The organism is Methanolobus vulcani, assembly GCF_006546655.1.
GTDB lineage: Archaea > Halobacteriota > Methanosarcinia > Methanosarcinales > Methanosarcinaceae > Methanolobus > Methanolobus vulcani_A.
Window position 1 is genome coordinate 39,003 of record NZ_VIAQ01000014.1, and the last position, 11,928, is coordinate 50,930.

Consider the following 11,928-nt stretch of genomic DNA (forward strand, 5'->3'; position numbering starts at 1 on the left):
TAGAATTCCAATATCTCTATATACTGGTGCATATACATCAAATAATTGCATTTAAGTGTAACATAGAGAACTATATTTTATTATTGTGGAAGAATAATTTATAAAAAGAGCTTTGCGCCAGCATATTTTTAATTAATTCAATTTATTAAAAAGTATACAGAAATAAGTAACTGTATATTGAATAAATAAAATATTTGCAGAAAAGAAGAAAAAGGAATCATTTGGATATCAAAGTATATACTACAAGGAATACGACAAGTGCTATTCCTATAACAACTGCATACAAATAATTTTCCACAGCAGCTATAGCAGAATTTTCAGCCATGCTAAAAACAGAAGCAATCCCGCTAAGAGCACCTCTAAAAATATTGCTTACAAATTGCTGAACCTTATCAAAGATACTGCTGATCGGAGAGAGAATCTTTGATAAGAATGAAGTTGATGATTCTGTTTCTACTTCCAGAACAACATCAGAAGTATCGGGTAATTCATCATCTGTGGAATAAAGGTCATCATCAGTGGTTTCTTCTGAAACGTCAATAACTTCGTGTTCAGACTCAACAACAACAGGCACTACTGCATTCTCTGTGATATTAGACTCTGTAACCCACCCACCATTCATAGGCTTCCAGTACTGTTTAACTTCAGCACCATCTACATAATAGGAAGATTGAGCTTCACCCTCATAATCCCATATAGATTTGAACTCACAGACAGCGGCAGGAAGATTAGGTGCTTCATCAGAAGAGAACTCGTATGACATGGAAAGTGTTGAGCCGGGAGGAAGCAACACACCCTTTACAGAAACCATTTGCGTACCATTGACAACTGTTGTACTAAGATCCCATTCGCTTAGAGGAAGATCACTCCCTTTCAGGCTTTTCTCCAAACTTCCACTTACATAGTTTACTTTATCAGGAATAAAATCAGTAAGATTAATCCAGGATGCACGGTCACCATCATTAGAAAGATCAAGAGATACTCTATAATCAGAGCCATCTTTAACCAATTTTTTAGCAACTACAATATGTGGACCATGAACAGTCAGACTTTCTGACCCGGAACTCCAGATCAGATTTTCACCAAAGAAATTAGCAGTAACTACAACTTTGTCAAAAGTGTATTTACCCGGGGCTATGGAGACCAATTTCTGACCAATATAGTACTGACCATCTGGGGCCATGGATGAATAATCACCAGATTCATAAATCTCAGATATTACAAGGTCATCAGGAATAACAGAAAACTGAACATCCATGTCATCAATTGCATAAAGACCCAGATTGAAAACGCGGGTTCTCAAAAAAGAATACTCATCAGCACCCCTTATCTCGAAATCAATTGATGCGGAAGTACTGGTACTTTTATCAAGCTGTTTTACATACCAGGTACTCATATTTATTTCTTCATTCACAATTTCCATGGTTACTTTAAGTTCTGGATCTGTACACTCAAAAGATATTGAATCGCTGGCATCAAAATAACCATCCTTAATATCATACCCACCCGCAGTAGCATTAACATAATAAGTTAAATCATAAGGCGAAATTACACCATCCCACTCAGGCGCCACCACTGTAAAATTCATTTCAACACTGTCACCTACTTCAAGACAACCTAAATTTTCCTTTAAAATGCCATCCCGGTATTCAAAGTCCTCTTTTGAGCGTACCTTCATCTCGTCAGTGTCAATCTTAAGAATAACATTCTCAATCCAGGCATCACCAGTATTTGTTACAGTTACATCTATCTTTTTCTCCTCCCCCGGAGCATACTGTTCTGAAGAAACATCCACTCCATCTACAGTTTCAGAACTTGCATCAAATTCAATTTCAAGTTCTGGACGCCCCCTTGAATATAACTTAAGACTTGCAGATGGAGTTTTATATCCATCAACAGAAATACCGGATATTTCCACTTTAACCTCATTGTTCCATTCAAGCCATTGCTTGTCGTATGAACCTGTTAGAAAAAGAAATTCTTTCCTGACAACTCCATCTCTTTCTATGGAAATAAGAGCAGCATCAAGGCTTTCGTCAAAGTCATCAGCTCTAAATGTGTAAGATTCACCATTAATCTCAATAGTCTCAACCTGACCCCACTTAACACTTACACTACCTTCACTGACCCACTCAACACAATCATCAAGGTCATCACATGGACACTCAGTATTTGCAGATGCCAGAGGTAGTTGTGAAGAGAAAAGCAGTAATGTTGTCAGGCATAACAGGCAGAGTATGCATATTTTCGTTTTTCTCACAAACTCCACTCCGCTATTATGATTTTTTGGATACTTTTCCGGACAGAACGTAGATCAGCAAGGCATATCCCGACAAAGTAACGAAAACAAAGGGTACAGCCACATTAAAAAACGAGGAGGCTGTGTACCAGCATGTAGAATAGAAGGTATAGAGGGAAAGTACCAACGCTGCCAGCAAACTGACTATTCTCTTCATGAACTTCAGAATAAACACGTAATCATATATCCCTTGCACAAAGGAAATACATACAGCCCTTTCTGCTATGAGGTACTAAATAGACTATATAATTGATACAGACAATACTCTTTCTCATTTCCACAAAAACAACTGGCAAGCTAAAAACAAAGTAACCATCCGCCGAAGGTGCCACATTCCCTTGCTGCTGTGCAGAATATTAGTCATTAGATCATTATATTTATACAAATTATTCTACAGAAGTACTGAGTATGCAGAAGTCCTAAGAAAAAATTACAAGCTATTAGAATATATTTTTGTTTCTTCTGATGGGAAAACGCCGGCTTCGCCGGACGCTTCGGGATAACTCCAGTTATCAAGGAACAAAGAGGAATCTCGTTTGCTGCTTACCTTAAAGTTATGATGGCAGAAATTCTACAAAGCCAAAAAATAACCTCGGCCATTTTGATTTTCCCTGAGATTATTCCCTTCTGACTATTTCGTATCCAAATACAGATATGGCAATAATTATGGATGTCATGGAAAGCATGAATATCATATTAGAATACGCCTCGCTGAGCACAAGCCATGACAAGCCACCGAGAACATGTGTCAGACTCATAAGAAGGATTATAAAAACGCCAATTGGATAGATTTCTTCGTCTTCCAGGAATTTTAGTATGGTGTAACCCATAAAATAATAGAAAATAACCGTTAGAGCAAGATATGGGAGAACTATATCGTGTTTTACAGCAAAGACTAGCGTTGGACTGAACTCATAATCCAGTATCCTTTCAACGCTGCCGGCAAAATAGAAAGTCAGGGAGTAATCAATAATTACACCCACACAGAGAAAAAGAGGGATGAGTCTATAATTGCGATAGATCGATAGCAGACTCTGCAATATTTGACGCATAATCCTTAATCCTGCTAAAACTGTCAATAATAAGTTCAATAGACTCCTCGGTTGGTAGCTGAGTAGCACTTATGAGCATTTTATTGAATATATCCTCTCTTCCAAGTACACGATTTGCAATATCACTTTCAGATTCACGCAAAGCTTCAGTGCTGTCCATGAAAATAGACTGACACTCCCTGCACAGGTCAACAAGTATTGAAAGTACTTCCTGTGGCAGTGTGATATAAGAGAAATGTAATGATATTTTAGAAATGTGGTCACCGATTCGTTCTATGTCATTGGCAGCAAGCCGGTAATAGAATGACTCCACAAGACTTAGTTTATCATGCTTTGAAGGTTTCCTGAGGTTCAGACGTTCTACATGTTGTTTTGATACAAGAAGGAACATTCTGTCAAGGTCATCATCACGGGATATTATATGACTACATAATTCTTTGTCATTTTCCTCAAAGGCGGATGCCAGTTCATCAAGCATGAGGTATACGAGTGAAGACATCCTTTTAAGTCCTTTTTCAATGGTGAAGTCTTCAGTGTCCAGAAAATTCTTGATGATGATTTTCTTCTCGTCACCTTCAACCATTTCCATTCCTACAAGACGATGGCAGAGGTCTTTGATCTCCCTGCGTGCTGCTGCCGGAATATCATCCCCGACAATCTCTATTGTCTGATGATCACTTATTATATATTGACCTACAAGATCTCTTTTTATGTGTTCCAGTTCTTTGTTGAACTTTATTTTTTTCGTTTTCCTGGAAACTTTGGTGCCCGGAGGTTTTAGAAGCAAAGATCCGTCTTCCTGGTAAAAAATAGAAATATGGGAACCAGCTTCCAGTTTTGAACGAACTGCCCATTTCTTGGGAAGAGTAACCACATACGTAGATTTTCCCGTGATCTGTACTTTTCTTGTATCCATCTTTTTTCACAATCCGAAAGGAAGATAGAACTAATGGACAGGAATTAACCTATAAAGCTTATCTTAATAGATAGGTAGAATCTATAGAATATATATAGATGAAAGCTGTTTATGATTGACTTTCAAAAACCAGGTATCATAAAATAGAATGTACTTCCCTTTTCCAAAACTGATTCAACCCATATCTTTCCTTCATGCTGGTCAATTATGTTTTTCACAATAGCCAGACCAAGCCCGTTTCCACCATATTTACGGGTCGATGAAGAATCAACCTGATAGAACCTGTCAAAAATCAGTTCCTGCTGATCAGCCGCAATTCCAGCACCAGTATCTTTCACATAGACAACAGATCCGCCGTCTTTTGGGAATGTACCTAATTCAATGCTGCCACCTTTGTCTGTAAATTTCAAAGCATTATCTATGATCTTTGTCAGTGCATATGCCACTTTTTCAGGATCGGCATGCACAAACATGTCAGGACCTTTTTTTACACTGATATCAAGCCCGGATGCTATAAGTTTACCATTAAAGGACTTGATAGCCATATCAACAATAGAATTGATGCTTGTCTTGACAATGTCCATATCCTCTAATTTATCATCACATCTTGCAACTTCAAGAAGATCCTGTATCATCCAGTTCTGTCTATCGAGTGCTTTTAGTGATTTCTCAAGGAATGAATTTCGTTTTTGCTGATCTGGCTCATCAATGGCTATTTCCACAAAACCTTTCATGATATTTAATGGAGTACGCAATTCATGTGAAATGTTAGCTATGATATTACGTTTCAGTTGCTCAAGTTTCTTGACATCTGTCATGTCTTTTGCAACAGCAACATATTTGATCTCATTCCTGTATTCCACAACAGCGATGCTCACCATTATAGTTTTATCCCTGCCGTTTTTTGTTTTAAAAGAAAGCTCGTTCATAAAAGTAGTATCTTTATCAGGAGACTCGAAAAATGAAGTTAGTTCTTCACTTTTTTTCATTACAAAAGAAATAACATCATAACCAATCAATTTATGTTCAGCTTCTTCAGCTATCTGCATGAATGCTTCATTTACAAATTCGATCTTACCCTGATCATCAATAACAATTATCCCATCAAGACTTCCGGAAACTATCTTGGTAAGATAATTACGTGTATCAAGTATCTCTTTTGATGCTTTCTCTTTTTCTTCGATAAGATAACCAATATGATCTGCCATATCATTAAAAGAATCAGCTAATTGCCCGATTTCATTATTTGAACTAATACAGGCTTTATGATCAAGATTTCCTTTCCCGAATATTTCTACGGATTTTTTTAATTCTAATATGGGGTTAGAGACAACTGACCCTGCAACATAAGCAACATTCGAACCAACGATAAGAAGCAGAAATACAAATAAAAGAAGATACCGTGTGAACTTATCAGCTGTAGCACTGATATATTCCTGAGACATTCCTACATGGACCTCACCTGCATTTCCATCCAGTATAGGATATGAAAAATCCCTTATGTATCCTTGTTCAGTATCTAACAAAAGAGTATTAACACCATCTGTTGCAGGATTTATACCTAACAGATCAACCGGAAAGCCTCCTGTAAAAGTGTGAACCAGTACCTCTCCATGTTCATTAGTTATAAACACATACATAACTTCAGTGTCACTTTCTTTTATGGTCTGAATAAGCCACTGAAGGCGGACAGGGTTATCTGTAAGAATAGGATTTACACTGTTTTCCGCAAGATTACGTGTAATAGAAATACCCTTTTCGTTCAATTCGGTTTTCATCATGTCTGTCTGAACCACATTAAGGTAAGAACCCATGAGAACACCAAGAACAAGAATTATACCGACAACTGTGAGGATGAGTTTTGTCCGTATACTGAAATTATCAATACTTGAGACAAATTCTTCCACTATATTCTGTGGTTTATCTTGCATTTGAATACCTCACAGTTTATTCCCATATGACAGATAGGATTCATGGTCCATTTCAACAAACATATTGAAATTCATTTCTTCAAGAACATTCACACCTTTTTCAGAGTCGTGCATACTAACCAGAGCATCAGATACAGTTTTTCTTAGTTCAGGATCAATATCCGGATTTACAGCTACAACAGGAACGAGATGATCTGAAATGGAATAAATAATGTTTAGGTCATTATAGTCTTCAGAGGAAGACGTGACCATATAATCCCACATAATACGATCTATTTCAGCCCCATCAAGAGTTCCCTGATGCACCATGTCTATGAAATTATCCTGGCTGTTACTATAAATGTAACTTGAGAAAAAGGAATCAGGTGATTCTTTTGTAAGATGAAGCATGTATTCCGGGACAATTTCCCCCCGATTAAAACGATAACTATTGAATGCAAATTTTTTATCGCGGAAGTCTTCCAATGAGTCGATACCTGAATCAGATCTTGCAATCACAAATGATGAGCAATAAAGATCTCCATTGATTACCGGAACAGCGACAATTTCCATTCCAAAATCATCATATCCGGAGATATAATCATCCTCCCTTACAAATACAAAATCAAGATATCCGGTTTCAAGCAAATAATTAATCTCTGCGGGATTATCACGCTGGACCAGTTCAAAGTCATAACCGGTCTGTTCAGAAAGGTAAGAAAGGAAATCATTATAGAATTCCATGGTTGTTTTTGGTGAAGCCATTGCAAAAACACCGATACGCAAAGATTTATCACTAACATTCGATTGCTTTAGAGTCTCGGTTTTTTCAAGAGACACTTTTAAGGCTTCTTCTGTTTCAAAGCACCCACTTGAAGCAGTTACAAAAACAAAGATCAGAATTAATGAGCTTGCAAAAATACAACTGCTGGTTCGTTTGAGTGCTTTGTTTTTCATATTTGTATTCCAACAGTCCTGCCATATATTTAAAAATACCTACGTAATCATATATACCAAACTATATCTATGGTAACTTGGCACTAAACTATATAAATTTGCTCATATATATAATAATAGTATGCTTTATATAAGTAAATAGGTATCTAAATAATGGAGGGCTAGAATTGACCCCAAAAAAGAACTACATGATAATTGCCACTATTAGTGTACTTGTGATATTAATAGCTCTAGTATTTGTGTTTGAACAGAATGATACACAGAATACTGATAATTCCTTATCTATTGAAGAACAAAATAACGTAGATATTTATGACAATGATGCAGAAATAAAAAATGAAATATTCATTAAAGGTTCCGATACTATTTTACCAGTCTCTATTGCTGAATCCGAAGCTTTCATGAAACTTAATTCCCAGGACGAGGTCATTGTTATAGGTGGAGGGTCATCTCTTGGAATTGCAAGTTTTATTGAAGGTGAAATAGAAATTGCCATGGCCTCAAGGAAAATTAAAGATTCAGAAATCGAAAGTGCCATGGAAAAGGGAATAAATCCTGTGGAAACAGTTATTGGATGGGATGGAATTGCAGTTATTGTCAACAAAAAAAACACATTTGACAGTTTAACCATTGAACAACTTAAAAAAATCTACACCGGAGAAGTTAGTAACTGGAAAGAACTTGGTGGTGAAGATGAAGAGATAGAAGTGCTGGTGCGTGATACCAGTTCAGGGACATATGCTTTTTTCAAAGAACATGTACTTGAAGATGAGGAATACACTTCAGAAGCAGTTACTGAACCGAATACAGAAGCCATTGTAGAGACTGTTGCATCAGACAGTTCAGCCATTGGATACATAGGACTGGCATATGCTGATAGCAGCGTGAAGATGCTTGGCCTTGAAACCACAGAAGGTACTTTCCATCCTGAACAGGAATCTATCCTTAAAGGGGAATATCCACTGGCAAGACCGCTCCAGTATTACACTGATGGTGAACCGGATGGAGAAGTGGGGGACTACATAGACTTTGTTCTTAGCGACCTGGGACAGTCCATCATCAAGGAAATCGGATATCTTCCTATCAACTAAGGAAGATAAAAATAAGATTTACAAAAACGCACACTGAATCACAGAAGAGAGTCCGGACCAATGCGTTCGCTCCTTATCATATGATCTGCAAGTACAAGTGCCATCATAGATTCTGCAACCGGAACCATTCTTGGTGGAATTGTCGGGTCATGGCGACCATGTATCTCCACATCTATCTCTTTCATCTCAGCCATGTCAACACTTTTCTGGGACTTTGATATGGAAGGCGTGGGTTTTACTGCAATCCTGCATACCACAGGCATTCCGGTGGATATGCCGCCTGTTATTCCGCCGGCATTGTTGTTTGAAGGGGTTACCTTACCATTATTAAGAATAATCGGATCATTCATCTGACTTCCTTTCATTCCGGCACATTCAAAACCGGCACCAATCTCAACACCTTTTACGGCTCCAATTCCCATCATTGCACAGGCAATATCGGCATCCAGTTTGCCAAATACAGGCTCTCCGAGTCCTGCAGGAACACCGGTGGCAATTATTTCCACGATACCACCTATACTATCACCTTCAGAACGGGCTTTATTTACCTGCTCCAGCATTTTTTCGGCTGCTTGCGGATCGGCACAGCGTACAACATTACTATCAACATTGCTGCGTATTTCTTCAAAAGAGAGAGGTTTTGCTTTAACTCCACCAAGCTTAATTACGTGTGCAAAGACCTCAATACCTTTCTGTGAAAGGAGTTTTCTGGCAACTGCACCTCCGGCAACCCTTCCAATGGTTTCCCTGCCTGATGATCTTCCACCGCCACGGTGATCACGAATACCATACTTTTCAGTGTATGCAAGATCAGCATGCCCGGGTCTTGGGATATTCTTTATGTAATCATATGCACTGGATTTTGCATTCTTGTTCCAGACCATCATGGAAACAGGCATTCCGGTAGTTATGCCATCAATCACACCGGACAGAATCTCTACCGAATCGGACTCTGAACGAGGAGTTGATACTTCACTCTGACCAGGTCTTCGCCTGTCAAGATCTTTCTGAACATCTTCTTCTGAAAGTTCAAGTCCTGCAGGTACACCGTCAACAACGACTCCAAGAGCTTTTCCGTGTGATTCACCCCATGTTGTGATCCTGAAAGAATGTCCGAATGAATTTCCTGGCATAACTGTATAGACCTCTTGATAGTATTTATATCGACCGTGTGTGAGCTGGCTCAATATGAACAAGCACATCCTCTATGCCATCAAAATTTTCCTTGATACGATATTGGACGATATGGGATATGGTATGAGACTTGTAAGTTGTCATATCAGGATCAACCTCCACATGTAAGTCTACATAAACATTTCCGGGAGGACCACGTGTCCTTATTTTGTGGCAATCAATGACACCTTCAACATTTCGGACAACTTCTGCTATCTCATCAATATCAATCTGGGACTCATCAGCCAGAATTGATACGCTGTGTAAAATTATCTCGGCTCCAGCATGTAATATGACCAGTGCGATCAAAACTGAAACAAGAGGATCGATAACAGGATATCCCATATGAATAGCTACAAGACCAATGATAACTGAAAGTGAAACATAGATATCACTTTTTGTATGAGCCGAATCTGCAAGCAGAACTTCACTGTTAAGCTCAGTACCTTTCTTGTGTTCGTATGTTGTCACACCATAATTCACACACATTGTCCCAAGCATTATTGCAAAACTGATCACAGTTACTTCAGGTGCACTTCCGGTTCCAAACCTGTCAAAAGCAGAATGCACGATCTCAAAAGCTACAACTGCCAGTATGACTGCTATTACAATAGATGCAAGAGTTTCAAACTTGCGATGACCGTATGGATGTTCCTTATCAGGAGGCTTGGCTGCAATCTGAATACCAATAAGACCTACGATATTTGAAACACCATCAAAAAGAGAGTGGTAACCGTCAGATTGCATACTCAGGACATTGGTGTACATTCCGTACGCAATTTTTGCAAAAGAGACGGCAAGGTTCAGGAACAGAATATAGATCATTACCTTTCTTATCTGCCTGAAACGTGATTCAATATCATACATCTGTTATCTATAAGATTATTAACCATTAACAATATAAAGTATATGATTTTTGCATCTAAAAAAAGAAGGAGCACCAATATTAGTTAAGATGAAGTGGTTTAATATATAAATAAACACATACTCCCATATTGGTGATAGTTTTGCTCCCACACAAAAAAAGATTGTTTACGCTTATAACAATATTATTTACTGCCCTGTTGATCTCCGGATGTCTTGAAACTGCACAAACCGTACCTGCAACAATTGATGATGCCGCTCTTGAAGCCTATGGGTGGTCTCAAGTGTCACTTGAAGAAAAATCCCTTGAGCAAAACATTACAGAATCCACAACAATCGTTTTCAACTCGACTACAGTAAAATATCACAACGACAGGTTGATATCAGATCTTAATGAGCAGGCACTTGAGTTCAAAGAAGAAAATAATCTCCCGGTTTCCATAGAAATACCGGAAAGCCTCAGTGCACAGATAATCACATATCGCCTTTCATTACCATCGGGAGCACAACTGCCATCTGAACTTGTTTCAAAGATTGTGGATAGCAGAATGAGTGAGATTCAGGAAAGCAACGATATTGAAAGCACACAGGAATCGTACACGCGTACAATAACACTGGCAGATGATTCAGAAGCTGTGGTTAAGATATTTACAAGTTCAAGTAACACCACCGATTCTGGAATGAAGATGATGGGATTTTTTACTACATTTTCAAATGATGAGTCCAGTACCATTGTAATAGGGCTCGTACCTGACGGGGCATATACGGTGGATGCAGGATTTATAAACGGAACTGTATTCTCAATTGATGGTGAAAGTGAAATAGATGAAATGCTTAAGCTTGTAAGCACCATAGAGTAGAATGTGAACTACTCCACGCTTACGCATGGAGCTTCCTGCTTCATTCTCCTTCCTATCGGAAACAAGTCCACAGGCTCTTCCCGTAGTTCCTACGGTGTCTATGTGATTATCAAATTTTGATTCTGTAATGCGAATTTCTTAATGTTGATAGCGGCATTTATGTCTCTATCGTGTATTGTGTTACAGATAGGACATTGCCATTCTCGAATTTTTAATGTCATTTCTTTATTATGAAATCCACACACATTACATATTTTTGTACTTGGCTCGAATTGTCCTATGCGGAGTATGGTTTTTCCGTACCATTCGGCTTTATATTCGAGTTGATTGAAGAACATACTCCATGAAACATCACTTATAGATTGAGCTAGACAATGATTTTTAAGCATACCTGAAACATTGAGAGATTCTACTGCTATGGCTTGGTTCTCGCTAATGATTTTAGAAGATGTTTTGTGCAAAAAATCTGCTCTTTGGTTGCTTATTTTTTCATGAAGTTTTGAAACGGCTAATCGTGCCTTTACCCTGTTCTTTGAACCTTTTTGTTTCTTTGATAGTCTTTTTTGAAGAACTTTAAGGCGTTGCATACTGTTTCTTAGATATTTAGGATTATCTATTTTTTCACCATCGGAAGTGATAGCGAAGTCTTTGATACCTACATCTATTCCGATTGTAGAATCATCATCGAAATATTGTGTATCGGGTTTTTCTTTTCCATCATCGACAAGGATACTGATATAGAATTTTCCAGTTGTAGTTTTAGAAACAGTTGCAGTTTTAAGTTTGCCTTCAAACTTCCTATGTAA

Annotated in this window: 10 protein-coding genes; 2 read left to right on the forward strand and 8 right to left on the reverse strand. The window is 38.1% G+C overall.

Annotation, left to right across the window (positions count from 1 at the left end):
• Positions 1-217: 217 nt before the first annotated feature.
• The 5 genes from FKV42_RS07280 to FKV42_RS07300 form a co-directional block, all read right to left on the reverse strand.
• Positions 218-2,260 (reverse strand): COG1361 family protein, encoded by a 2,043-nt coding sequence (locus FKV42_RS07280; RefSeq protein WP_154809587.1) that lies wholly within the window; start codon positions 2,258-2,260, stop codon positions 218-220.
• Between the two features lie 656 nt (positions 2,261-2,916).
• Positions 2,917-3,282, reverse strand: coding sequence for a hypothetical protein (locus FKV42_RS07285; RefSeq protein WP_230375532.1), 366 nt, complete (start codon positions 3,280-3,282; stop codon positions 2,917-2,919).
• A gap of 22 nt (positions 3,283-3,304) precedes the next feature.
• On the reverse strand, positions 3,305-4,267 hold the full coding sequence (locus FKV42_RS07290) for a phosphate uptake regulator PhoU (RefSeq protein ID WP_154809589.1): 963 nt from the start codon (positions 4,265-4,267) through the stop codon (positions 3,305-3,307).
• A 122-nt stretch (positions 4,268-4,389) separates the two neighbouring features.
• A complete protein-coding gene (locus FKV42_RS07295) occupies positions 4,390-6,198 on the reverse strand; it encodes an ATP-binding protein (RefSeq protein WP_154809590.1) in 1,809 nt (602 codons plus the stop codon).
• Positions 6,199-6,207: 9 nt separating this feature from the next.
• Positions 6,208-7,134 carry a PhnD/SsuA/transferrin family substrate-binding protein gene (locus tag FKV42_RS07300; protein ID WP_154809591.1) on the reverse strand — a complete coding sequence of 309 codons (927 nt, stop codon included), beginning with the start codon at positions 7,132-7,134 and terminating at the stop codon, positions 6,208-6,210.
• Positions 7,135-7,301: 167 nt separating this feature from the next.
• Between FKV42_RS07300 and FKV42_RS07305 the strand changes: the two genes are divergently transcribed.
• On the forward strand, positions 7,302-8,225 hold the full coding sequence (locus FKV42_RS07305; RefSeq protein WP_230375533.1) for a PstS family phosphate ABC transporter substrate-binding protein: 924 nt from the start codon (positions 7,302-7,304) through the stop codon (positions 8,223-8,225).
• Between the two features lie 38 nt (positions 8,226-8,263).
• On the opposite strand, the gene aroC is transcribed toward FKV42_RS07305, so the two are convergent.
• Both aroC and FKV42_RS07315 read right to left on the reverse strand, forming a co-directional pair.
• Positions 8,264-9,358 (reverse strand): chorismate synthase, encoded by a 1,095-nt coding sequence (gene aroC, locus FKV42_RS07310; protein ID WP_154809592.1) that lies wholly within the window; start codon positions 9,356-9,358, stop codon positions 8,264-8,266.
• Between the two features lie 25 nt (positions 9,359-9,383).
• A complete protein-coding gene (locus tag FKV42_RS07315) occupies positions 9,384-10,265 on the reverse strand; it encodes a cation diffusion facilitator family transporter (protein ID WP_154809593.1) in 882 nt (293 codons plus the stop codon).
• Positions 10,266-10,462: 197 nt separating this feature from the next.
• Here FKV42_RS07315 and FKV42_RS07320 point away from each other — a divergent pair, with 197 nt between their 5' ends.
• Positions 10,463-11,122 (forward strand): hypothetical protein, encoded by a 660-nt coding sequence (locus FKV42_RS07320; RefSeq protein ID WP_196214083.1) that lies wholly within the window; start codon positions 10,463-10,465, stop codon positions 11,120-11,122.
• 98 nt (positions 11,123-11,220) lie between these two features.
• Here the strand turns inward: FKV42_RS07320 and FKV42_RS07325 are convergent.
• Positions 11,221-11,928 (reverse strand): RNA-guided endonuclease TnpB family protein (locus FKV42_RS07325; protein WP_154809595.1); only part of this gene is annotated, 708 nt, incomplete at its 5' end.